This is a genomic window from Sphingopyxis sp. 550B, assembly GCF_057401805.1.
The window spans coordinates 1,498,057-1,522,503 of sequence record NZ_CM171610.1 but is presented as its reverse complement, the minus strand read 5'-3'; the positions used below and the strand labels follow the sequence as shown (position 1 = coordinate 1,522,503).

Sequence of the window (24,447 nt, the reverse complement as noted above, 5' to 3'; positions counted from 1 at the left end):
CGAAGCTCAGGGCAAATAGCGGTCGCGCAGGTCTAGCGGCCGGGCGGTCAGCGGCTTTTCGAGCCCCTCGACGAAGATCAGGCGGGGCTGCGACAGCGGCTCGAGCGGATCGCCGCTCCACAATATCAGGTCGGCCGCGCGCCCGACGGCCAGCGACCCGATGCGGTCGGCGACCCCGAAAACGCGCGCCGGGTTGATGGTGATGGCGGCCACCGCGGCATCGTGCGGCAGGCCCCAGGCCACAGCGTTGCCGGCGCTGTAGCGCAGTTCGCGCGCGCGATGCGCGACGCCGCTGCCGGCCTTGAGGACGACGGCGACCCCGGCGGCGTGCAGCCGCGCGGCGTTGTCCATCGACGCGCCGACCTGCGAGAAGCTGTGCGGCAGATTGGCCAGCGGGTCGACGATGACCGGCACCTTCGCCGCCGCGATGGCATCGGCCACCCGCCAGCCCTCTTCGGCGCCGTCGAGGATGATGCGCAGTCCCTCCTCGCGGGCCAGCGCGATCATCTCGACGATGTCCGACGCACGATCGACCTTGACGATCAGCGGCATGCGGCCTTCCGCCACCGGCACCAGCGCTTCGAGGTCGATGCGCGACAGCGTCTGCGGCCGCCCTTCCCCACGGTCGTAAGCGGCGCGGTGACGCGCGAAATGGCGGACGTCGGCGAGCGTCGCGCGCAGCGCCACGATCGCCGATCCGCGCGCGCCGCCCGCGCGTTCGGCACCACCCTCCCCCATTTCGAGCACCATCGCCACGCGCGGCCGCGTGACCATGTCGGGGCGCTGCGCCAGATCGATCACCGCGGCCTGTCCCGAGAATTGCAGGTCGCGCCCGGACCGGTCGTCGTAGAGCGGCGTGGTGACCGCGTGCGTGATTCCCGCAAGCCGCGAGACCGGCAGCAGGATCGAATCGGGATTGAGCCCCAGCGAAATGTCGAAGCCGGCGCTGATCGTCCGGCTGTGCGTCGCGCGGTCGGCGCTCGCCGGCACCTGGCTGACCTCGACCGCGCCTAGGGTGCTGTCGGCCTGGATGAAGCCCGGCGTGACGACGCCGCCGCGTCCGTCGACGATGCGCGCATCGGGCGGGACCGCGACATTTGCGCCGATCGACGCGATGCGTCCGTCGCGGATCAGGACCGTCCCCTTCCCGATCGTCCCGGCCTCGGTCATCGTCAGCAGCGTCGCGTCGACGATGGCGATGGTTTCGGCGGCCGCGGGCGCCGCGAGAGCGAGCGCCGCGCAGGCGGCGAGGAAGCGGATCATGGCCTTTCTCCCGCTTGTCCGACCAGAAAGTCGGAATGGCGCCGATAGGTTGGATCGTCGCGATCGAAGACGAGACCGCCGTCGATCCAGACCTTGTCGGCGCGCGCATAGATACTGAAGGGATCGGCGCTCCACAGCACGACGTCGGCATTCTTGCCCGGTTCGAGCGTGCCGACCCGGTCGGCGATGCCGAGTGCCCGGGCCGGGTTGGCGGTGAACCAGCGGATCGCCCGGGCCTTTTCGATCTTCAGCCCGGCGCGCCAGGCAGCCGACAGCGCCACCGCCGCCTCCTGATTCAAGCGCTGGATCAGGACCGGGTCGTCGGAATGGATGATCGCGCAGCCGCCCGCCGCCTCGACGAGCGCGGCATTCTCCTCGATCGCGTCGAACACCTCCATCTTGTAGCCCCACCAGTTGGCCCAGGTGGCGACGCAGATGTCCTCCTTCACCAGCAGGGGCGCGATCTTGTACGCCTCGTTCGCGTGATGGAAGGCGCGGATGCGAAAGCCGAATTCGTGCGCGATGTCGATCATGTTCGCCATCTCGTCGGAACGGTAGCAATGGTTCTGGACGAATATCTCGCCCTTCAGCACCCCGGCGAGCGTTTCGAGCTGCAGGTCGCGCTTCGGCGGCTCGCCGGTGCGGTCGCCGCTTTCCCACCGGTCCCATTTGCGCGCATAGTCGGCGGCGTCGATCCACGCCTTGCGATAGCCCGCGACATTACCCATCCGCGTCGCCGGCGACCGGCCGCGCGCGCCATAGACGCGCTTGGGATTCTCGCCGCAGGCGATCTTGATGCCATAGGGGGCATCGGGAAATTTCATGCCCTGGACGGTGGCCGACGGCACGTTCTTGAGCGTGACGGTGCGGCCGCCGAACAGGTTCGCGGAGCCCGGAAGCACCATCAGCGTCGTCACGCCCGCCTCGCGCGCCGTGTCGAAACCGGGGTCCTGCGGCCAGATCGAATGTTCGACCCACATCTGCGCCGTATTGGGGTCGGTCATCTCGTTGACGTCGTTGAGCGCGCCGACGCTGTCGGGCTGCGACCAGGCGCCGAGATGCGAATGGGCGTCGATCACCCCCGGCGTCACCCACTTGCCGCGCGCGTCGATCGCCCGATAGCCCGCCGGAACCGGCAGCCCGGCGCCGACCGCGGCAATCTTTCCATTCTCCATCAGCACCGTGCCGTTGGCGATCTCCTCCCCCGTCGCGGTGAGCACGGTGGCGCCGACCAGAGCGACCGGCCGGGTTGCCGGCGGACGATAGGTGCTCGGGAAAGGGGCCGAATGGACGGTAGGCGCAGCCGGCCCGGCGGATGCCGCCTGCGGCCCCGCCCCACCCGACGCGGCGCAGCCGGCGAGCGCGAAGGCCGCCGCCGCGACGAGGAGCGGACGCGCTGCCATCGCGTGCCCCATCACGGCGTGTTGGGGGCGACGGACCGGATGAGGGCGCCCTTTTCGTCGAGGAAGTCGATCGACGCCTTGCCGTCGGACGTCACCTGCATCCGGATGCGCGGCCGCCCCATCGCGTCGCTGAGCATCACCGCCGAATCGCGATCGCGCGTCTTGCCGACATAGAGGCGCTGGCGCCCGAAACTGCCCTCTGCCTGCACCTTCTCCAGCAGCGCGGTGCGTTCCGGACCGTCGGGCATCTTCGAGATGCGTTCGGCGAGATCGAAGTCGAGCGGCTGATCGGGCCGGTCGTTGATGATCATCCCCGCCCAGCGCCGCCCGTCATATTCGCTCTGGGTCAGCTGGATCACCTGATCCTGCTCATATTGGTCGAAGCTGAGATGCCCGCCGCCCGACACCTTGCCGTCGGGACCGGTCTTGCCCGCAAAGGTCAGGCCGCCGTTTTCGGACCCTTCCTCATTGTAGAAGATGATCCCGGCGCCGCGATTGCCGGCGGGATGCGGACGTTCCTTGCCGTGCATGATGATGCCCGGCGCGTGGCTGCTGTTCGACACGATCATGCGGATCGTCCCGTCGTCCTCTCGCACGTTGATCCGCTTGACGTCGATCTCTTCGAACGCCGCCTTGCCCGGCCGCGTGTCGGCCCCCGCCTCGCTCACCACCGCGAACGCGAAGGCCGCGGTCAATATACCCGAATACAGCAAAAGCAGCTTGTTCACGTTCATGGGATTTCTCCTTCGGCGGAAGACCGGACGGTCGGAAGATAGCGGTCGCGCAATTCGGTGGCGCGCGACGTCATGGGCTGGCGGGCGCCGCGGATCAGCACGGCGACGGGCCGCGTCAGCGTGTCGAGCGGATCGCCGTCCCAGACGACGACGTCGCCGTCCTTGCCCGATTCGAGCGAGCCGACGCGGTCGGCGAGCCCGAAGATGCGCGCCGGATTGATCGTGATCGCGGCCAGTCCGGCGCGCCAGTCGAGGCCGCTGGCGACCGCGTTGCCGGCATTGTAGCGCAATTCGCGCTCCCGATGATTGCCATTGCCTTCGATCGCGACCAGCACGCCGGCTTCGGCGAGACGGCGAGCGTTGGCGAGCGTCGCGCCGAGCGCTTCGAACGACGCCGGGCTGTTCTGGACCGGAGTGACGAGGACCGGGACGCCCGCCGCGGCGATCTCGCCCGCCACGCGCCAGCCCTCGGCGACGCCCTCGAGGATCAGCTTCACGCCTTCGGCGCGGGCCATCGCAAGCGCGTCGCGGATGTCGGAGGCGCGGTTGACGGTGACGAGCAGCGGCATCCGGCCGTCGACGACGGGGATCAACGCCTCCATATCGGCGCGCGACAGCATGTAGGCGCGCGTTTCGCCGCGGTCATAGGCGGCGCGGCGCGCCTTGAAATCGCGCACCTCCGCAAAGAGCGCGTGCAGCAGGGCCAACTCTCCACCGCGTGCGCCGCCCGTTCGCTCGGCGCCGCCCTCGCCCATTTCGAGCACCATCGCGACCCCGCGCCGCATCAGCATCGGGCGGCCGTCGAGCACGACCGCCGCCGCCTGCCCGGCGAACGGCAGTTCGCGGTCCCCCTTGTCGTCATAGGCGGGGGTGGCGATCGCACGGGTGATGCCGCCCAGCCGCGCGACGGGCACGAGCAGCGAATCGGGATTGAGCCCATAGCCGGCGTCGAACGCGGCGCTGAGGTCGCGCTTGTGGGTGGCGCGATCGTCGGCGGCGGCGACCATCCGCACCTCGACGAGGCCGAGCGCCGTCCCCGCCGCGACCAGCCCCGGCGTCACGACCTTGCCGCGCGCGTCGATGACCGTCGCATCGGGCGGCACCGCGACGCCCGCGCCGACCGCGACGATACGGCCGTCGGCGATGACCACCGTCCCGTCGGCGATGTCGCCCGCGGGCCCCATGGTGACGACACGGCCGCCGGTGATCGCGACGGTTTCCGCCGCGGCCGGGCCGGTGCAGGCCAGCGCCAGCGCCAGCAGGAAAAGGCCGAGGCGGGTCATCGCGCGAAATCCTGACCGGGCTGGCCGAGCAGGAAGTCCGACGGCAAGCGATAACGCGGATCGCCGCGATCCCACATCGGCACGCCGTCGATCCAGACCCGGTCGGCGAGCGCGTAGACGCTGAACGGATTGGCGCTCCACAGCACGACGTCGGCCATCTTGCCGGGTTCGAGCGAGCCGACCCGGTCGGCGATGCCGAGCGCCCTGGCCGGGTTGGAGGTGATCCACCGGATCGCCTCGCCGCGGGTGATCGACAGGCCGGCATGGTTGGCCGCGGTCATCGCGATTCCCGCCTCCTGATTGAGCCGCTGGATCAGCAGACCGTCATCCGAGTGGATGATCGCGCAGCCGCCCGCGGCGTCGATCATCGGCGCATTTTCCTCTATCCCGTCGAGCGATTCCATCTTCGCGCCCCAGCTGTTGGCCCAGGTGGCGACGCAGATGTCCTCCTTCACCAGCAAGGGTATGATCTTGTAGGCCTCGTTCGCGTGATGGAAGGCGCGGATGCGAAAGCCGAATTCGTGCGCAACGTCGATCATCACCGCCATCTCGTCGGCGCGGTAGCAGTGGTTCTGGACCAGGATTTCGCCCTTCAGCACCCCGGCGAGCGTTTCGAGCTGCAAATCGCGCTTCGGCGGTTCGCCGGTGCGGCCGCCGCTTTCCCACCGGTCCCATTTGCGCGCATAATCCGCAGCGTCGATCCATGCCTTGCGATAGCCCGCGACATTGCCCATCCGCGTCGCCGGCGACCGGCCGCGCGCGCCATAGACGCGCTTCGGATTCTCGCCGCACGCCATCTTCAATCCATAGGGAGCGCCGGGGAATTTCATGCCCTGCGCCGTCACCGCGGGAACATTCCTGAGCGTCACGGAGCGCCCGCCGAACAGGTTCGCGGAGCCCGGAAGCACCATCAGCGTCGTCACCCCGCCGGCGCGCGCGAGACGGAATTTCGGATCCTGCGGCCAGACCGAATGTTCGGCCCACACCTCCGCGGTGTTCGGTGCGACGGCTTCGTTGCCGTCCTGATGCGACGGCGTGGCCGGCGAAGGATAGACGCCGAGATGCGAATGCGCGTCGATGATTCCCGGAGTCACCCATTTGCCGCGACCGTCGATGCGCGCGTAGCCGTCGGGAACGGAAAGGTTCGCGCCCACCGCCTCGACCCGGCCGTCGCGCATCAGCAGCGTCGCATCGGCGATCTCGGCGCCCGTTCCGGTCAGCAGCGTCGCGCCGACGATGGCGGTCGGCGCCGCGGCGGCCGGCCGATAGGTGCTGGGAAAGGGTCCTTCGGCGGCCGGATCGGCGGCAATGGCGCCACCGGCGGCAAGCGCGAGCGCGGCCCATAAGGCGCCGACGGCCCGTCCTCCCCTATATCGCAGACGTCGTCGCATTCTTCCCCCTCCCGACCAGCACGAGCGATGGCGCGCGCAAATCCGCCACTCGCTTTTTGGTGGTCGGATGATGGCGGATTCGTCGGCCCGAACCATCGTTCCGGGCAGGGTGAGCCGCTTCGCGAACAGGCGAGGCGCAGAAGAGGGGCACAGGATTTGTTGAGTGATGATCGTCTGGCACGCCGGGCAAGACCCCTGTCGACGCGCTTTCCGGCCCCGCATTTTCCATCCGAGTTCGACGAGGGGACGATCTTCTTCGATTCGGGTTTCGCCGCGCCGCAACTGCTGCCCGACCTGACGCCCTATGCGGAGACGGCCCTCGGCGCGCATCGCGAGGAGGTGCTGCAATATGCATCGGGCCGAGGCCAGCCCTATATGCGCGCGTGGCTGGCGGAGTGGATGAATGCCAACGGCTGCGACCTGACCGCCGACCATATCCTGGTCACCAACGGCGCGAAGCAGGGGATCGACCTCGTCTGCCGGCTGCTGCTCGACGAAGGCGACGCGATCGTGGTGACCGCGCCGACCTATTTCACCGCGGTGCCGATCTTCCGCAATTTCGGCGTCGAGTTCATCGAGGTCGGGCAGGACGCGGCGGGCCTCGACGTCGCGGCGCTTGCCGCCGCGCTCGATCGCCGCGCCGCCGCCGGCCGGGCGGCGCCGAAGCTGATCTACAACGTCCCCGAATTCCACAATCCGACCGGCACGACGATGCCCGACGCGCGCCGCGCCGCGCTGGTCGCGCTCGCGGAGGAGCGCGGCATCGCGATCATCGAGGACAGCCCCTATCGCCGCGTGCGCTTCGAAGGCGCGGACCAGGCGCCGCTCAAGGCGCTCGACCGGTCGGGATCGATCTTTCACCTCGGCAGCTTTTCCAAGCTGGTCGCCCCCGGACTGCGCATCGGCTGGGTCGCCGCCGAGCCCGCGCTGATCGCGCGGATGATCGCGCTCAAATCGGAAGGCGGTTCTTCGCCGCTGATCCAGAGGATCATTCATGGGTTTGCGAGTTCCCCTGCCTTTCCCGCGCATATCGCGCGCGTGCAGGCGGCCTATCGGGAACGCCGCGACGCCATGATGACGGCGCTGGCGCGCGAACTGCCCACCGCCCGCGTCGCGGCGCCCGAAGGCGGCTATTACGTCTGGGTGACGCTGCCCGACGAGGCCGACGGCGACCAGCTCGCGGCGCGCGCGGCCGAAGCGGGCGTGCACCTGATCGCCGGAAGCCGCTTCTTCGCGTCGCAAGGCGCGGGCGTCCCGCGCAATCACGTCCGGCTGGCTTACAGCTATGCCACGCCGACGCAGATCGAAGAGGGCGTGCGGCGACTGGGCGCCGTCTATCGATCGATGACATGCTGATGGCGGCATCCGCCTCGCCCCTGGTCGAGTTCCGCGGCGTCGAGAAACGCTATGCGGCTGGCGCCGCTGCCGCGGTGGCCGGGCTCGACCTGGCGGTCGAGCGGGGCGAATTCCTGACCCTGCTCGGCCCCTCGGGCTCGGGCAAGACGACGACGCTGATGATGCTCGCAGGGTTCGAGACGCCGAGCGAGGGCGACATATATCTCGATGGCCGCTCGCTTGCCGACCGGCCGCCGCACAAGCGCAACATGGGCGTCGTCTTTCAGAATTACGCATTGTTCCCGCACATGAGCGTCGCCGGGAATATCGCCTTTCCCCTGCGCGTCCGCGGCATTCGCGGCGCCGATGCGGCGGCGAAGGTCGAAGCGGCGCTGGCGCTGGTCCGGCTCGAAGGCCTTGGCGACCGACGGCCCGACGCATTGTCGGGCGGCCAGCGGCAGCGCGTCGCGCTGGCGCGCGCACTGGTCTTCGAACCCGACCTGGTGCTGATGGACGAACCGCTGGGCGCGCTCGACCGCCAGCTCCGCGAACATCTGCAGATCGAGATCAAGCGCATCCAGCGCGCGCTCGGCCTCACCATCCTCTATGTCACCCACGACCAGAGCGAGGCGCTGACGCTGTCCGACCGCATCGCGGTGTTCGCCGACGGACGGGTGCAGCAACTCGGCCCGCCCGATACGATATACGAACGGCCCGCCAATGCCTTCGTCGCCGGTTTCATGGGCGAAAACAACCGCCTCGCCGCCACGGTGATCACGCAGCAGGGCGACCGGTGCGCGATCCGGCTGGCGGGCGGCCAGATCGTGCGGGCGACCGCGGCCGCCACCTTCACCCCCGGCACCGCCGTCGTCGCGGCGATCCGGCCCGAACATATCGAGATGGGCGAGCAGCCGCTCCCCTGCTGCAACGCGCTCGACGGACGCGTCGACCAGCTTGTCTATCACGGCGATCACCGTCGCATCCATGTCGGCCTCGACGGCGGCGGATCGCTGATCGCACGGGTTTCCGCCGACCGGGACGTGAAACCGGGGGACCGGCTGGCGATCGGCTGGTGCACCGACCGCTGCTTCGTCTTTCCGGCGGCGGATGGCTCGAATCCGGGGGGAGAGGGATCATGACATTCCGGCTGAGAGCGCTCGGCGCGCTGGCAGTGCTTACGCTCGGCGCCTGCGGATCGGGGTCCGACCTTCGCCCGCTGACCGTGGTCGGCTGGGGCGGCTCCTCGCAGGACGCGCACCGGCAGGCCTATTGGTCGTCCTTCTCGCAGGCGACCGGCATCCCGCTGCGCGAGGACAGCTGGCGCGGCGGCGTCGGCGTGATCCGCACCAAGGTGACCGGCGGCGACACGAGCTGGGACATCGTCCAGGTCGAGACCGAGGATCTGATCCTCGGCTGCGAGGAAGGCTTGTTCCAGCGGCTCGACTGGGCCGCGCTCGGCGGACGCGACGCCTTCCTTCCCGCGGCGGTGCACGACTGCGGCGTGGGCGCGATGCTGTGGTCCTATGTGATCGGCTATGACGGCGACCGCATCCGCGGGGCCGGTCCGCAAAGCTGGGCCGATTTCTGGGACGTCAGGCGCTTCCCCGGCAAGCGCGGCATGCGCAAGACCCCCAAATATTCGCTGGAGTTCGCCCTGATGGCGGACGGCGTACCGCCCGACCAGGTCTATCCGACGCTCCGCACGCCGGCGGGGGTCGATCGCGCCTTCCGCAAGCTCGACGAAATCAAGCCGCATGTCGTCTGGTGGTCGTCGATCTCGCAGGTTCCCGACCTGCTGGGGTCGGGCGAAGTGGTGATGTCGGTGACCAGCCCCGGCCGGCTGGTCGTCGCCAACCGCACCGAAGGCCGCCATTTCAAGCTGAACTGGCACGGCAACATCTATGCCGTCGATTATTGGGTCATCCTGGCCAACAGCCCGCGCAAGGCCGAGGCCGCCCAGTTGCTGCGCTACATGACGCGGCCCGAAAGTCAGATGCGGCTGGCACGCTTCATCCCGACCGGCCTCACCAACATCGAGGCGAACCGCGAGGTCGGCCCGGAGTTGAAGCGCGATACGCCGAGCGACCCCGCGAACATGGTCGGCGCGCTCGAACTCAACGCCGATTTCTGGGTCGAGTACGGCGACCAGCTCACCCAGCGGTTCAACGCCTGGGTCGCGCGCTGATCCGCCGATGACGCGCCGCTGGTGGCCCTTTGCGCTCGTCGCGCCGCTGCTGATCTTCCTGATCGCAAGCTTCATCGCGCCGGTGATGCTGATGCTGTCGCGCGCGGTGATCGACCGCGATCTCGAACGCGCCTGGCCCGAAAGCGCGGCGGCGCTGCGGGCATGGGACGGCGACGGACTACCGCCCGACGGGCTCGCGCGCACGGTGGCGCACGAAACGCTGGCGACGCATCGGGCGGGCACGCTCAACCGCGTGGCCAATCGGCTGAACTACGACATGGTCGGTTCGCGGAGCCTGCTCTATGCCACCGCCGACCGGCTCGCGGCCGGCGCGCCCGGCGATACGGTCGCCGATCTCGCGCGGATCGACCCGCGCTGGGGGCAGCCCGCCATATGGTCGGTGATGCGCCATGCAGACGGACCGCTGACCAGCTATTATCTGCTCGCCGCGCTCGACCGGCGGCTCGACGCCGAAGGCCGCATCGTCGGCGTTCCGCGCGAGCAGGCGGTGTTCGGCGACATCTTCCTGCGCACCTTCAAGATCAGCGCGGTCGTCGCCCTGCTGTGCACGCTGCTCGGCTATCCGGTCGCCTATCTGCTCGCTTCGCTGCCCGCGCGGACCGCCAACCCGCTGCTGATCCTGGTGCTGCTGCCTTTCTGGACGTCGGCGCTGGTGCGCACGGCGGCGTGGGCGGTGCTGCTCCAGACCAACGGCGTCGTGAACGGCGCCCTCCAGACGATCGGGCTGATCGACGCGCCGATCCAGCTCATCTACAACCGCCTCGGTGTCTATATCGCGATGACGCATGTGCTGCTGCCTTTCTTCATCCTGCCGCTCTACAGCGTGATGAAGGGCATTGCGCCGACGGCGATGCGCGCCGCAAGCTCGCTCGGCGCCTCGCCGATGCTCGCGTTCCGGAAGGTCTATCTGCCGCAGACGCTGCCGGGCGTCGCCGCGGGCGCGATCATCGTCTTCACCCTGGCGCTCGGCTATTATGTGACGCCCGCCCTGATGGGCGGCGGCGCCGACCAGATGATCAGCGCCTCGATCGCCTTCTATACCAACCAGTCGCTCAACTGGGGCATGGCCGCGGCGCTCAGCCTGCTGCTGGTGCTGCCGCTGCTGCTGATGCTGTTCGCGGGACGGACGATGGTCCGCACGGTGCCGGCATGATCGCCGTCCGCTCGCGATCCGGGCGGCTCGGCCGGGCGGCGCTGATCGCCTTCTGCGCGCTGGTGTTCGCCTTTCTGGTGCTGCCGATCCTCGCAGTCGTTCCGCTTTCGCTCAATCCCGGCGGCTTCCTCGTCTTTCCCGAAGGCGGGCTGTCGCTGCGCTGGTACCGCACGCTCGCCGATTCGCCACAATGGACGCACGCCTTCGGCAACAGCTTCAAGATCGCGGTGGCGACGACGGCGATCGCGACGCCGCTCGGGACGCTGGCGGCGATCGGCCTTTCGCACATGCGCTCGCGCGCCAAGCCGGTCATCGTCGCGCTGATCAGCGCGCCGCTGGTCATGCCGATCGTCGTCGTCGCGGTCGCCTTCTATTTCCTGTTCGCGCCGCTGGGCCTCGTCAACGGGCCGGTGGGGCTGGTGATCGCGCACAGCGCGCTGGCGCTGCCGTTCGTGGTGATCGTCGTCCATGCCTCGCTGAGCGGCCTCGACCCGGACCTGCTGCGCGCCGCGGCCAGCCTCGGCGCGCCGCCGCTGACCCAGCTCGTCCGCGTCCTCGCGCCGCTCGCCGCGCCGGGAATCGCCGCAGGCGCGGTCTTCGCCTTCATGACCTCGTTCGACGAGACGACGGTGGCACTGTTCATCGCCGGTCCGGAGCAGCGCACGCTGCCGATCCAGATGTTCGAAGGGGTGCGCGAACAGATCAGTCCCGCCATCGCCGCCGCGGCGACGCTGCTGATCGTCGCGTCGACCCTGCTGCTGGGGACCGCCGAACTGCTGCGCCGACGCGGCGAGCGGCTGCGGACGGGTTCAGCAGCCCCAGACGTCGGCGCATAATCGCGCGAAATTGGCGCCGAGCAGCTTTTCGATGCGCCGCGCCGGCCAGCCGCGCGCCGACAGATCGTCGGCCAGCGTCAGGAAGCGCGTCGGCGCGTTATAGTCGGGAACGAGGTTGAAGACGTCGGGTGCCTCGCCCGGCGCCGCCACCCCCGCCGCCTTGCGTTCCTCATAGAAGCGCCGCTGGTTCTCGGCATAGCCGGCGGTCAGTTCGACCGCCCCGATGCCGCCGTCGGTGCCGAGCGCGACATGATCCTCGCCCGCGACCTTCACCGCATGTTCGATGTGCCGGATCACGTCGTCGGCGCGCGGCTGCCCGCTCGCGCGCAGGAAGGGCATGAAATAGATGCCCGCGACCCCGCCGCGATCGGCCAGCGCGCGCAGTTCGGCATCGGCGGTGTTGCGCGGCACGTCGACGAGCGCGCGGCAGCCGGTGTGGCTGATCGCGATCGGCGCGCTCGACGCCGCGATCGCCTCTGCGATCGTGCGCTGCGATGCGTGGCTGGCATCGACCATCATCCGCCGCGCGTTGAGTCCGGCGACGACCTCGCGCCCGAAATCGCTGAGGCCGGCGTTTCCGGGCTCGAGACAGCCGTCGCCGACCAGGTTGCGCTTGTTGTAGGTGAGCTGCACGATGCGAACGCCGAGCAGGTCGAACAGGTCGAGCCGGCCCGCGTCGGTTTCGAGCGGCACCGTATCCTGGAACCCGAAGATCACCCCCAGCCGGCCGCTGTCCTGCGCGGCGCGCAGGTCGGTCGCGGCGCGGATGTGGAGCAGCCGGTCGGGAAAAGCCCGAACGAAGCGTCCGTAGCGGGCGATGCGCCGCAGCGTTTCCTCGAAACGCCCCGCGGTGTTCCCCGCCGCACCGACCGTCTGGTGGATCGCCGTCAGCCCCGACGCGCGATAGGCGGCCAGTTGCGACGCGACCGCCGGCCCCTCGGGATCGAGCGGGCCGAGCGAGGACAGGCCGTCGATGATCATGGCGCGGTCGTATCGACCGCGCCCGAACCCGGTCGCCCCGGCGCGGGCGGAGACGGCGAGCGCGGCTGCGCCGCCCAGCACCGTCCGCCGCGAGACCTTCATGTGTGGAGCGCCGTGTCGAATTCGCGCGCCGCATCGGCACCCGCGATCTCGGTCAGGTGGCGCAGAAAGACCGCCGTCGTGTGCACCGGCTCCTTCGCCATCGCGATCATCAGCCGGTCCATCGCCGCGCGCCCGATCCGATGCTCCAGATCGACCAGCAGCAGCGGCCCCTTGCCGTAGAGCTGGACCCGGTCGGGCCGGCCGTGCCCCATGACCGGACCGGCCTTCGTCGTCGCCTCGCGCTTGGCCGCGATGTTCTTCGCCAGTTCCTCCGGCCCGAAAGCCTGTTCGACATAGCGCATCGACATATATTCGGCCGCCGATTCAACGAGCCAGAAATCGTCGGTCAGCGGGCTCGCGAGCATCCACCAGGCATGCGCGATCTCGTGCGCGACATGGCGGCCGGGTCCGACCTCCGAATCCTCCGGGCTGCCCGCGCGGCCTTCGGTCACGACCGTATAGGCCGTGCGCGCATAGCCCATCGACCGCTCGCGCCACACCTGCGCCATCCGCACCTTGCGGGGCAAGGGACCGAACATCGCCTCGAAATAGCGCGCGGCGGCCTCGCTATGCTTGATATATTGCTGCGAACGCCATGCCGACAGGTCGCGCGAATAGAATTCGACGCCGTGCGCCTCGGCGCGCTCCAACCCGCGCATCGCGACCAGCGGCAGGTCGATGTCGAGGAAATCCCGCTTGATCCGCACGCCATCGGGGGTCCGCGTGACGTCGCCCTGCGCGACGACGACCAGATCGGGCGCGAGCCCGTCGATCGTCGCATCGACGGTGAAGCGCGTCTGGATGTCGGCGCCGACCGGATACCACATATGATCGAGGAACAGCTCATAGCCTTCGGGCCGCAGCGGCTTGTTGCCGCTGTCATGCTCGGTGTCGATCGGCCCGACATAGCGGAAATGCAGCTTGACCGGTTCGGCGTGCGGATCGGCGAAACGGAAGACGTACCGGTTCAGCGCGGGCATCGGCGAATCGGCCGGCTCGACCGTCATCGTCACGCCGTGCGGCAGCGCCGTCGGCTGCATCGCGAAACGCTGCGAGAGCAGAAAGGCCTTTTCGGCCTCCCCTTCGCTGAGCGTGATCGTGACATCCGCGTCGAGCCGGCCTTCGGGGTCGAAATGCGCCGCGACGTCATAGTGCGGCGGCGCGGCAAGCGCGGTGCCGCCGCACAGGCAGGCGGCGGCGAAAGCGAAAATCATCCTCATGCCGCGGCTCCTCCATCGGCGATCCAATTGTCTATTCTTTCCTCGAGCAGCGGCAGCGGCAGCGGACCGGCGCCGAGCGCGACATCGTGGAAGCGGCGAAGGTCGAAGCGGTTGCCGAGCTTTTCGCGCGCCCGCGCGCGCAGCGCGACGATCGTCTGCATGCCGATATAATAGGCGGTCGCCTGACCGGGCAGGACGATATAGCGGTCGATCTCGCGCTGGTTGTCGTAATGGCTCGACGGCATGTTCGCATCGAGCCACGCGACCGCCTGCTCGCGGGTCCATCGCATCGCATGGATTCCGGTGTCGACGACGAGGCGGCAGGCGCGCATCAGCGACAGCGAAAGGCGGCCGAAATCCGAATAGGGATCGGCATAGAGCCCCATTTCCTTGGGCAGCAGTTCCGAATAGAGGCCCCAGCCCTCGCTGAACGCCGCGATGCTGGCGAAACGGCGGAATTTCGGAATCCCCTCCATCTCGTGCGCGATGCAGGTCTCGATATGATGGCCGGGGATCGCCTCGTGATAGAGCGTCGCGGCCAGCTGGTAGCGCGGCTGCGCCTGCATGTCGGCGAGATTGATGTAGAAGATGCCCGGCGCCGAACCGTCCTGCGGCGGATTGCGGTAATGCGCCTTGGGCGCCGACTTCTCGCGCCACGCCTCGATCGCGCGCACCTCGACCGGCGCTTTCGGCAGATGGCCGAACAATTCGCCCTGCCGCGCGCGAATCTCGTCGAGCAGCGCATTGGCCTCGGCCAGATAGGCGGCGCGGCCGGCATCGCTGTCGGGATGATAGAAGCGCGGATCGGTGCGCATGAAGGCGAAGAAGGCCTGAAGATCGCCGTCGAAACCCGTCCGCCGCATGATCGCGCGCATCGCGTCGTGGATCGCCGCCACCTCGCGCAATCCGAGCGCGTGTACCTCGGCCGCCTTTCGCGGCAGCGTGGTATAGGATTCGAGCTGCGCCCCGTAATAGGCCTCGCCGTCGGGAAGCTTCCACACGCCGTCGACGCCGTCGGCCTGCGCCTCGGCCGCGCGCAGGTGCGCGACCAGCGCTCCATAGCCGGCGGCGAAGCCCCCCGTCAGCGCCGCGGTGCCGCGCGCGAGAAGGTCGGCGCGATCGGCATCGGAAAGGTCGGCGGCGGCGAGCTTGGTCTTGAAGTCGGCGAGGATCGGGCTGTCGCCCTCTCCCTCGAACGGCGCCCCCTTCAGCAGATTGACGCAAGGTTCGATCACCAGCCCATAAACGAAGCGCGGCGGCCGGATGCCGCGCGCCTCCTGCGCCCGAAGCCGCGCGACCGCCTGCGCCATCAGCGGTTCGACGCCGGTCAGCCGCTTGATATAGGCCTCCGCATCGGCGCGTGTGGCGATCGGATGGCTGTTGGTGAGCGTGCTCGGCACGCGCGTGTGCACGCCGCCCATCTGGGTCATCACATAATCATGATGCCGCCATTTGAAGTCGCGCAGCGCGCGTTCGGACTGGAGCGCGAACATGCGGTGGCTGAGCCGGGCCTGCGGCGACAGTTTCGCGACGTCGAACCCCTGCAATTCGGCATGATCGCGCTCGCGCAGCCGGTAGTCCTCCAGCTCGCGCGCCTCGCTGATGTCGTCCCACTTGTCCTGGTCGCGGCGGATGCCGAGCGCCGACTGGCGCGTCGGGCTGCGATCGAGCGAGCGCTGGAAGATGCGTTCGAAAAAGGCGTCGAGCCGCGCGTCCTCTCCGGTCTCGATCGCAAACGCCGGCGGCGCGATCAGCGCGGCCCCCGCAAGCGCCGCCGATCCGATGAAATGGCGTCGGTCGATGCTGCCGTTGCTCATGCGGTTCCTCCCCCCTTGGCTATCCAGGCGTCGATATGGGCTTCGAGCAGCGGCAACGGCAGCGGACCGCTGCCGAGCACGCCGTCGTTGAAACGGCGGAGGTCGAACCGGTCGCCGAGCCGGGCCCGCGCGCGGTCGCGCAGCTCGACGAGCTTGAGCTTCCCCATTTCATAGGCGCAGGCCTGGCCCGGGGTGACGATATAGCGCTGGATCGCGGTGACATTGTCGGCGTGGTTCGCCGGGGTGTTCTGGTCCAGCCAGGCGACCGCCCGCTCCCGGCTCCAGCGCAGCGCATGGACGCCGGTGTCGGTGACGAGGCGCCCCGCGCGCATCAATTCCATCGAGAGCCGGCCGAACTCCTGCCACGGATCGTCGTAAAGTCCCATCTCGACCGGCAGCTGTTCGGCGAACAGCGCCCAGCCCTCGCTGAACGCGGTATAGCCGCCGAAGGCCCGGAATCGGGGCAGGCCGGTCAGCGCCCGCGTCACCGCCTTTTCGAGATGATGGCCCGGCACCCCTTCGTGATAGGAGAGCGCCGACAGTTCGTAGATCGGCAGATTCCGCATGTCGCGCGTGTTGACATAGAGGATGCCGGGGCGCGTGCCGTCGGCCGAAGGCGCGAAATAGCCGGCGGTGCCGGCCGACGCTTCGAGCCAGGGTTCGACCGGCTTCACCACCACCTCCGCGCTCGGCACATGGTTGGTGAGTTCGCCGAGCCGCGCGGTCACCGCCGCGATCTTCGCGCGCATCGCCTCGAGATAGGCCGCCTTCCCCTGCGGCGTATCCGGATAATAGAAGCGCGGATCGGTGCGCACATGCTCGAACAGCTCGGCGAGCGTGCCCGAAAAACCCGCGCGCTTCGCCACGGCCCGCATCTCGGCATGGAGCCGCGCGGTCTCTTCGAGCCCGATCCGGTGCACCTCCGCCGGCGACAGGGACAGCGTCGTGTTCCACCGCAGTTGAGCCGCATAATAGGCATCGCCGTCGGGCAGCCGCCAGACGCCGTCGTTGCAGCCTTCCCCGCAGGGGATGCTGCGCAGACAGGCGATCAGGTGGCGGAAACCCGGACCGAATCCTTCCAGCAAGCCAGCCTCGGCTGCGCGCAGCAACCCCGACTTTTCGGCATCGGACAGCGCCAGCTTCGCGATCTTGCCGCGGAAATCGGCCAGCATCGGGCTGTCGGGCGCTCCAGGCTGAAACGGCGCGCCGCTGATCAGCTTCTCGCAATTGCCGATGACGAGCGGGATGGAAAAGGCGGGAGGGGCGACGCCATTCGCCGCCTGCCGTTCCAGACCCGCGACAACGGCCGCCAGATAGGGGGCCACGGCGTGCAGCCGCGCGACATACGCCTCGGCATCGGCGCGATCCGCGATCGCATGGTTGTTGATCAGCGTCTGCGGAATGTCGCGCTGCGGCCCGCGCATCTGGCACACCGGATAGTGATGGCCGCGCCAGCGATGGCGCTCGATCGCCTCTTCGGCATCATAAGCGAAAAGATCGTAGCTAAGCCGGGCCTGCGGCGTCAGCGCGCGGCGATCGAAGCGGCGAAGCGCGGCGAGATCGCCCCGCGCCAGCCGGACATCCTCGTCCGCGCGGCGCTGGCTGACGTCGGGCCACCCCGCCTGCCCGCCCTTGACGCCCATCGCCGATTGCGCGGACGGGCTGCGGGCGAGATCGCGCTGGAACACCGATTCGAAAAAGGCGTTCAGCCGCGCGTCCTCGTCTCCGCCGGCCGCCCAGGCCGGCGCCGCCGCAACGAGCGCGCCGGCGGCGAGCAATTCGCGCCGGCTGAGGCGAGCCCCCGTCACCGGCCGATCGGAAAATCGCCCAACGGGGAGATTTCCGCCTCTTTCCCCGGCGCATTCTTCACATGCGCGTCGAGGAATTCGAGGATGGCGCGATAGGCGGCGATCTGGTTCGCCTTCTTGCGAAAGCCATGCCCCTCGTCGGGAAAGACGATATAGTCGACGGGCACGCCGTTCGCCTTGACCTTTGCGACGATGTCCTCGGATTCGACCGGCAGCACCCGCGGGTCGTTCGCCCCCTGGAGCACGAGCAGCGGCTTGCGGATCGCGTCGGCGTGGAACACCGGCGAAATCCTGCGCAGATAGTCCGCATCCTTTTCGGGATCGCCGACCTCGGTAAACAGCAGCCGGCGCAGATCCTCCCACCAGCTCGGCGTGTTGGCGAGCAGGCGCGGCCAGTTCGACACGCCATAGATGTCGACCCCCGCCGCGAAGGCGTCGGGCCGGAAAGCCAGCCCGGCCAGCGTCATATAGCCGCCGTAGCTCTGGCCCTGGATCGCGATCTTGTCGGGATCGACGAAGCCGGTGTCGACGAGCATCCGCTTCGCCGCGACCACGTCGTCGAGGTCGGCGTCGCCATGGCGGCGGTCGTCGAGGTGATAGAAGGTGCGGCCCGACCCGCTGCTGCCGCGATTGTTGATCTCGAACACCACATAGCCGTGGTTGGCGAGATATTGCGGCAAGGGGCGATAGCCGACCCGGCTTTCGTCGCCGGGGCCGCCGTGAACGTGGATCACCGCGGGCCGCCGGTCGCCGGCGCGCGCATCCTTCGGCACATAGAGGATGCCCGGCACCGCCAGCCCGTCATAGGATGCAAAGCGCACGACCTTTCCGGGCACGAGGTCTTCGGGTGCGACGCCGGGGGCACGCGCGTCGAGCAAGGGCGTGCGCCTGCCGCTGGAGAGATCGAGAAGCGATATCTCCCCCGGCGTCGAGCCGTTCGAGGCGCTGATCAGCGCCTTTCGGGCATGGTTGGCGAGCAGCAGCGCGGTGCTCGCATCGGGCGTCCCGACGTCGAGCGCGATCGGGCGGAAATCGCGCGCATCGAACAGGTAGGGGCGCGAGCGCGCATCCTCGTTGACCGAGACGATCAGCGTCCGCCCGTCGCGCGACAGCGCCGCGCCTTCGACGTCCCAGTCGGGCTTAAAGACGGTGACGCGATCGCCGGTCGCCAGGTCCCGCCGCACCAGAAAGGCAAATTCGCCGCCATCGTCGGTGGTGTAGAAAAGCTGCGCGCCCTCGCTTGCAAAGACCTGCGGCTCGCAGGCCACCGGTTGGCCCTCGGGGGTGAGCTGGATCAGCTTCGCGGCGGTCCGGTCATAGACATAGCAATGCCGCGTCGCATTATCGACGATCCGGCTGAGCGCGACATAGCGCCGGTCGGGGCTGACCGCGCGCACCTGATAGGCCTTGTCGTTCTCGAACAGCCGGGTCTTTTCATAACCGTCGGCCTGAATCTCGTAGAGGTCGAAGAAGCGCGGGTCGCGTTCGTTCGTCTGGACGAAGAAGGAGCGGCCATCGTGCGCCCAGTCGACGAAGCGGGCGACGTGCCGATCGCCGGGCGTCACGTTGCGCGCCGTTCCGTCGCGTTCGCGGACATAGATATGCGCGAGTTCGTTGCCGCCCTGATCGCTCGAGAAAAGAATGCGCTCGTCGTGCGGGAAATAGCCGATCGCGCGGATCGTCTCGCCGGTCGACCGGGTCAGCGGCACCGCCTCCCCGCCCGCCGACGGCATGACGTAGATGTTGGCGATACCGGTGCGGTTGCTGGTGAAGATCAGCTTGCTGTCATCGGGCGACCAGGACAGGCCGCCGATCGAATCGGAGTCCATCAACTGCTCGATCGTGTAGCGCTTCGGGCCGTCGTCCGCGAAAGCCGGAACGGCGAGGCAGGCGAGCGCGATGCCGAGCAGATATCTGGTCATGTTCATTCCCTGGAGTCGGCGAAGAACGGGGGCGGGACAAACGGTCCCGCCCCGGCTCCCCCCATCAGAAGTTGGCCGTCGCACGCAGCGTGTAGGTCCGCCCGATCGGGTCGTAGACGCCGAACTGGCGCGATACCTCGCCGGCATAGGGAACCGCCTGATCGAACAGGTTCCGCACGCCGAACTGCAGGCGGAAATTGTCGTTGATGCGGGCCCCGAGCGTCGCATTGACGATCGTCGAAGACGGATAATAGAGGATCGGTGTATCCTCGATCGTCGCGGTATGGTCAGCGATCGTCTTTTGCGACCAGACGACCTGGAAATCGAGGTCGAACGGATCGAAACCATAGCCGATGCGGCCGTTGATCCGCCATTTGGGCGTGCCCACCGTTCCCTTCACGTCGATGATCGGCGAACCCGACGAAACCTGCGTCGTGAACTTGGTGACGCGGAAGGCGCTGAGGCCCAGCCGCAGCGCGCCCGGCTCGCCGCCCGACGCGATGTTCGGCACGCCGAAGCGATAGTCGAGCTGGCCGAGGATGCCCGCGAACTTCTGCGACGAGGTATTGTAATAGGATTCGGCGTAACCGTTGGCGATATCGCCCGCGATCCGCGCCGCCCCCGGCTGCGCCGCCGCTTCTGCCGCGGTCAGGCGGCTGAAGGCGTTGCACGCGTTCTCGTTCGGATAATTGGGGCTGTCGTAGCAGGCCGCCTGCGCGGTCACGAGCGTGAAGCGGCTGATCGCGTCGTGAAGATCGATATTGTTGTAATCGACCGCGAAACGAAGGCCGGGCACTGCCTGCGGCTGATAGACCATGCCGATCGACCAGCTGTTCGCCCGCTCGTTCCGAAGATCGAGGTTGCCCGACACGATCCCCGCCGGCGACGCACCGCTGGTCGTCGGGTTGAAGGCGTTGGGAGCCGGGCCGCCGACCGCGGCAAGCGCGGCGGTGCAATTGGCGAGGCGCACGGCGGGATTCGGCCCCGAATTGACGCGGCTCGCCGCGCAGACGTCGGCCGCGTTGCGCAGCACGCTCGCCCCCGGCAGGGCGAGTTCGACGATCGAAGGCGCCCGGATCGCGCGGGTATAGACACCGCGGAAGGTCAGCCCCTCGATGAAGCTCGGCTGCAGGCGGCCGCCCGCCGACCAGGTGAGGTCGCCGCCCGCCGTCGAGTGATCGACGTAGCGCAGCGCGCCTTCGAACTGGAGCGCGCGAACGAGCGGCAGGCCCATCTCTTCGTCGATCAGCGGAACGATCGTCTCGCCATAGACTTCGTCGGTATTGAAGCTGAACGGCGGCGTATCGGCAAAGGCGGCCGATCCGCCGAGCAGGCTGATGCCGCCCTTCAATATGGCGTCGGGCACGAAGCTGCCATATTCGCGGCGATGCTCGTAGCCGATGTTGAAAGCGATCGGGTCGGCGATCCCGAACGGCAGGCGGCCGTCGAGGTTGGCGGTGATCGTCTGCAGCGAGTTGATGCTGATGCCGACGCCGCGATCGACGACATATTCGGCGGCTTCGTCGGAGAATCGGTTTTCGCCGAAGATATTGAGCGGAACGCAGCTTCCGCCCGACCGGCAGACCGGAGCGCCGGGCGTGCCGACGACGTCGATCGCCTGCAGGAAGCGCGTCAGATTGACCTGATTGAACTCGGATTCGTTGCGGCTGCGGCCGTAGTTGTACGAAAGATCCCAGTTCCACTTTTCGCCGCTGACGTCGAAATCGCCGCGGAAGCCGGCGACGATCCGATAGACGTCGAGCTTGGTGCGTCCGGGCGCCCGATCGGCGATGTCGTTCATGTTGCGGTTGAGCTTGAAGCTCGTGACGCCGTTGGCGACGAGGATGTCGCGCGCCTGGGCGCTGAGGAACGGGTTGTCGATGCTCATCGTCAACACCGGCCCGCCCAGAATGTTCGGCGCCGCGAACTGGAACAGGTCGCTGAGTTTGGTGCCGCTGGTGTGCGCGTAGGACCCTTCGACGAAGAAGGTGACGTTGTCGGTCAGGTCGTAATGACCGGTCGCATTGAACAGATATCGCTCGTTCGGCGTCAGCAGGCTGAAATGCTTCGCGGGATCGAGCCCGTCGCCGCCGTCGCGCATGATCGCATAGGGCCCCGAACTCGACCCGAAGAAGCTGGCGCCGAGGTTGAACGGAACGAGATCGCCGTTCGGGCCGAATTGCAGCGGATTGCCCGCGGCGTCGCGAATATAGCTGCTCGTTCCCGGTGCGATGTCGCCGGCCAGATAGGGCAGCCCGCCCTCGGTCAGCGCGGCGTAGCGCAGATCGCCCACGACGAGCTGCGCGGGAATGCCGTCGGTGCGATCGACATTGCCCGACGGGCTCAGGTAGCGGAACTTGTATCGCGAGGCGAGAACCATGCCTTCCTGGCGCACATATTCGGCGCCGAGAACGATATTGCCGCGACCGCCCGCGAAATTCTTGCCGAACAGCGCGCGCACCGCATGGTTCGCGGCGTCGCCGCGGTCGCTGAGGCTGGCCTGCCCGGTCAGTTCCAGCCCGTCGTAATTGTCCTTGAGGATGATGTTCACGGTGCCCGCGATCGCATCCGAGCCATAGACCGGCGCCCCGCCGATCGCGACCGTTTCGATCCGGTCGATCAGGCCGACGGGAATCAGGTTGAGGTCGACCTGCGACCCCGGCGAGGTCGCCGCGCCGCTGCCCGACACGGTGTTCGACGACACGAAGCGCCGGCCGTTGACCAGCGTCAGCGTGCGCTGCGAGCCGAGGCCGAGGAAATTGGAATAGCTCTGCGCGACGCCGAGATTGGCCTGCGCGGCCCCGATCTGGCTGTTCGCGGCGGGCGCGAAGCCCGGCGTATCCTGCAGCGCTTCGATCGCGTTGGTATAGGCGCGCTTTTCGATCTGTTCGCGATCGGTCACGGTCGCCGATTGCAGCGTATCGAAACCCGCGCGCTTGATGCGCGATCCGGTCACGATGATGTCCTCGCCGACCAGTTCGGTCCCGGGTTCGGCCGCGGCCCGGCCGGCGCGGCGGATCACCACCACCCCGTCGCGATTCTGGAAGACCTCGACCCCCTTGCCCGCGAGCATGCGGCGCAGCGCCTCGACCGGCGTATAGCTGCCGTCGATGCCGTTGGTCCGAACCCCCGCCAGATCGGAGTCGGGTATCATCACCTGCACGCCCGACTGGACGGCGAGCCGCTGCACCGCCGTCGCGGCATCACCGGACGGGATGGAATAGCGCTGCCGTTCCTGTGCCGCGGCGGGCGCCGTCCAGCATATCGCCGCAGCCACGCCGGCCATCAGCACCGCATGTGTATGGATTCGGTCCGGTGTCCCCCAGATCATCATTCTGCCCTCCCTAATGCCCCGAAGCAAAGTGACGCTTCCAAAGGCGAACGAGGGACGGCACGCGGAAATCCGCTATCAGTGCGAAGGAGAATTCTGCTGGCGCACCAGCACCAGCTCGTTGCCGCGGCGAATCACCTCGCCATTGAAGGCGCTGGCGGCCGCACCGGCAAAGGCCCGCGCATCCCCCAGCTTGAAAACGCCCATGAATTCGGCGCGCGCCAGCGTCGGGTCGTCGATCGTCACGCGCAGGTCGGAATAGCGGTTGACCTCCGCCGCCGCGTCGCCGAGCTGCTGCCCGTTGAAGACGAGAAGCCCCTTGCGCCAGGCGATGCGCCGTTCGACATCGGCGGCGTCGAGCACCTCCTTCCGCGGGCCGGTGGCGGCGGCGACGAACTGTTCGTTGCGGCGGATATAGCGCGGCGCGGCCGACCCGCTCGCCGTGCCTCCGACCGCGACGACGCCTTCTTCCACCGTCACCTCGACCCCGCCCGCGCCGATCCCGACGACGAATTCGGTGCCGACCGCACGGACGTCCAGCCCCTCGGCACGGACCACGAACGGCCGCTTGCTGTTGTGGGCGACCTCGAACGACGCCTCGCCGCGCCGCAGGATCACCTGCCGGACCTTGTCGTCGTAGCGGATCTGCACCGCGGAATCGCCATTGAGGGTGACGGTGGAGCCGTCTTCGAGCACCATGTGGCGAACCTCGCTGCGCCCCGTCTCGACGCGGCCGGCGAGATGGTCGTAGGCGGTGGCGCCGCCGAGCGCCACGAGCGCGAGCGAAGCCGCCATGGCGAAGGGCCGCCAGTTCCGCGCCCGCGCGGGTGGCACGGCGCGGCGCGCGCCGCCCTCCAGCGCCACCGCCCGGTCGATGTCGAGCCACAGCGCCTGCGCACGCACATAGGCGCCAAGATGGCGGCTGTCCGCCGTCAGCCAGGCATCGAGTTCCCGCTGTTCCCGGCCGTCGAGCGCACGCTCGGCCGACCGCACCGCCCAGGCGGCCGCCCGGGCGTCGATGTCAGCCCCATTTCCAGAACCTGCGCTCACGCCTTCTTCCATCCTCCGCGCCCGCGGGCGCCTGTTTCATCGCTTCGGAGACCAGCCGCAGCGCCTTGGCGAGATGCTTCTCGACCGTGCTCTCGGCGATCCCCATATGCTCGGCGATCTGACGCTGCGAGAAGTCCTGAAACTTCTTCAGCTCGAAAGCTTCGCGGCATTTGGGCGGCAGCGTCTGCAATATTCCGTGCAGGCGCGCCAGTTCTTCCTGTCCACTCAGGCGCCTGTCGACGCTCATTTCCTCATCGACGATGTTCAGGGCATCCAAATCCGCCACCAGATCGATCGCCACGATGCGCGACCGGCGGATATGCTCGCCGACGATATGCCGCGCGGTGACGAACAGATAGGCGCGCGCGTTGCGGATCGAATCGGAATCGGCGGTCCACAGCCGGGCATAAGCCTCCTGCACCACCTCGTCGACGTCGCACGAGCCCAGACCGCGCAGGCGGCCGACAAGCCATTTGCGCAGATCGGGTTCGTGCGGCAGCACCTCCCGCGCGAACCAGCGAAGTCGAGCCTGATGATCCATCGCCGCGATGGCATCAGCATTCACCGCCCGGGTCAAGGGGAAATGACAATATCATGACTTATTTGTTGGAA

18 protein-coding genes are annotated in these 24,447 nt (G+C 68.3%); 5 read left to right on the top strand and 13 right to left on the bottom strand.

What is annotated here, in order from left to right:
* Positions 1-6: 6 nt before the first annotated feature.
* From AC2S9W_RS07050 to AC2S9W_RS07030, 5 genes are read right to left on the bottom strand one after another with little or no spacing between them, the layout of a single operon-like run.
* Positions 7-1,263 (bottom strand): amidohydrolase family protein, encoded by a 1,257-nt coding sequence (locus tag AC2S9W_RS07050; RefSeq protein WP_067109241.1) that lies wholly within the window; start codon positions 1,261-1,263, stop codon positions 7-9.
* Entirely contained in the window at positions 1,260-2,666 is a 1,407-nt protein-coding gene (locus tag AC2S9W_RS07045) for an amidohydrolase (RefSeq protein WP_104960283.1), read from the bottom strand. Before AC2S9W_RS07045 ends, AC2S9W_RS07050 begins: the two co-directional genes overlap by 4 nt.
* An 11-nt stretch (positions 2,667-2,677) precedes the next feature.
* Positions 2,678-3,400: a hypothetical protein gene (locus tag AC2S9W_RS07040; RefSeq protein WP_067113779.1), complete on the bottom strand. Its 723-nt coding sequence runs from the start codon at positions 3,398-3,400 to the stop codon at positions 2,678-2,680.
* Positions 3,397-4,683, bottom strand: a complete 1,287-nt coding sequence (locus AC2S9W_RS07035) for an amidohydrolase family protein (protein WP_104959334.1) — start codon at positions 4,681-4,683, stop codon at positions 3,397-3,399. The genes AC2S9W_RS07040 and AC2S9W_RS07035 overlap by 4 nt, the downstream gene beginning before the upstream one ends.
* Positions 4,680-6,074, bottom strand: coding sequence for an amidohydrolase (locus tag AC2S9W_RS07030; protein ID WP_076074109.1), 1,395 nt, complete (start codon positions 6,072-6,074; stop codon positions 4,680-4,682). Before AC2S9W_RS07030 ends, AC2S9W_RS07035 begins: the two co-directional genes overlap by 4 nt.
* Before the next feature lie 159 nt (positions 6,075-6,233).
* Here AC2S9W_RS07030 and AC2S9W_RS07025 point away from each other — a divergent pair, with 159 nt between their 5' ends.
* From AC2S9W_RS07025 to AC2S9W_RS07005, 5 genes are read left to right on the top strand one after another with little or no spacing between them, the layout of a single operon-like run.
* Complete coding sequence (locus AC2S9W_RS07025; RefSeq protein ID WP_486571792.1) at positions 6,234-7,430, top strand: aminotransferase-like domain-containing protein; 1,197 nt, start codon at positions 6,234-6,236, stop codon at positions 7,428-7,430.
* Positions 7,430-8,548: an ABC transporter ATP-binding protein gene (locus AC2S9W_RS07020; protein ID WP_104960282.1), complete on the top strand. Its 1,119-nt coding sequence runs from the start codon at positions 7,430-7,432 to the stop codon at positions 8,546-8,548. The genes AC2S9W_RS07025 and AC2S9W_RS07020 overlap by 1 nt, the downstream gene beginning before the upstream one ends.
* On the top strand, positions 8,545-9,594 hold the full coding sequence (locus AC2S9W_RS07015) for an ABC transporter substrate-binding protein (protein ID WP_076074102.1): 1,050 nt from the start codon (positions 8,545-8,547) through the stop codon (positions 9,592-9,594). The genes AC2S9W_RS07020 and AC2S9W_RS07015 overlap by 4 nt, the downstream gene beginning before the upstream one ends.
* A gap of 7 nt (positions 9,595-9,601) precedes the next feature.
* Positions 9,602-10,768, top strand: a complete 1,167-nt coding sequence (locus AC2S9W_RS07010) for an ABC transporter permease (protein WP_083674999.1) — start codon at positions 9,602-9,604, stop codon at positions 10,766-10,768.
* The gene (locus AC2S9W_RS07005) at positions 10,765-11,604 is read left to right on the top strand and encodes an ABC transporter permease (RefSeq protein WP_067105137.1); all 840 of its coding nucleotides are present in this window, start codon (positions 10,765-10,767) and stop codon (positions 11,602-11,604) included. Before AC2S9W_RS07010 ends, AC2S9W_RS07005 begins: the two co-directional genes overlap by 4 nt.
* Here AC2S9W_RS07005 and AC2S9W_RS07000 read toward each other — a convergent pair.
* The 8 genes from AC2S9W_RS07000 to AC2S9W_RS06965 all read right to left on the bottom strand — a co-directional run bounded on the left by AC2S9W_RS07000 (position 11,578) and on the right by AC2S9W_RS06965 (position 24,376).
* Entirely contained in the window at positions 11,578-12,687 is a 1,110-nt protein-coding gene (locus tag AC2S9W_RS07000) for a dipeptidase (protein ID WP_076074097.1), read from the bottom strand. The genes AC2S9W_RS07005 and AC2S9W_RS07000 overlap by 27 nt on opposite strands.
* Positions 12,684-13,907 (bottom strand): M1 aminopeptidase family protein, encoded by a 1,224-nt coding sequence (locus tag AC2S9W_RS06995; protein WP_158682061.1) that lies wholly within the window; start codon positions 13,905-13,907, stop codon positions 12,684-12,686. Before AC2S9W_RS06995 ends, AC2S9W_RS07000 begins: the two co-directional genes overlap by 4 nt.
* On the bottom strand, positions 13,904-15,724 hold the full coding sequence (locus tag AC2S9W_RS06990) for a DUF885 domain-containing protein (RefSeq protein ID WP_486571791.1): 1,821 nt from the start codon (positions 15,722-15,724) through the stop codon (positions 13,904-13,906). Before AC2S9W_RS06990 ends, AC2S9W_RS06995 begins: the two co-directional genes overlap by 4 nt.
* Positions 15,721-17,532, bottom strand: a complete 1,812-nt coding sequence (locus tag AC2S9W_RS06985; protein WP_486571790.1) for a DUF885 domain-containing protein — start codon at positions 17,530-17,532, stop codon at positions 15,721-15,723. The genes AC2S9W_RS06990 and AC2S9W_RS06985 overlap by 4 nt, the downstream gene beginning before the upstream one ends.
* Positions 17,529-19,454 (bottom strand): S9 family peptidase, encoded by a 1,926-nt coding sequence (locus AC2S9W_RS06980; protein WP_486571789.1) that lies wholly within the window; start codon positions 19,452-19,454, stop codon positions 17,529-17,531. Before AC2S9W_RS06980 ends, AC2S9W_RS06985 begins: the two co-directional genes overlap by 4 nt.
* A gap of 64 nt (positions 19,455-19,518) precedes the next feature.
* Positions 19,519-22,740: a TonB-dependent receptor domain-containing protein gene (locus tag AC2S9W_RS06975; RefSeq protein WP_486571788.1), complete on the bottom strand. Its 3,222-nt coding sequence runs from the start codon at positions 22,738-22,740 to the stop codon at positions 19,519-19,521.
* Between the two features lie 123 nt (positions 22,741-22,863).
* On the bottom strand, positions 22,864-23,835 hold the full coding sequence (locus AC2S9W_RS06970) for a FecR family protein (protein ID WP_158682057.1): 972 nt from the start codon (positions 23,833-23,835) through the stop codon (positions 22,864-22,866).
* A complete protein-coding gene (locus AC2S9W_RS06965; RefSeq protein WP_083675195.1) occupies positions 23,807-24,376 on the bottom strand; it encodes an RNA polymerase sigma factor in 570 nt (189 codons plus the stop codon). Before AC2S9W_RS06965 ends, AC2S9W_RS06970 begins: the two co-directional genes overlap by 29 nt.
* Positions 24,377-24,447 lie beyond the last annotated feature (71 nt).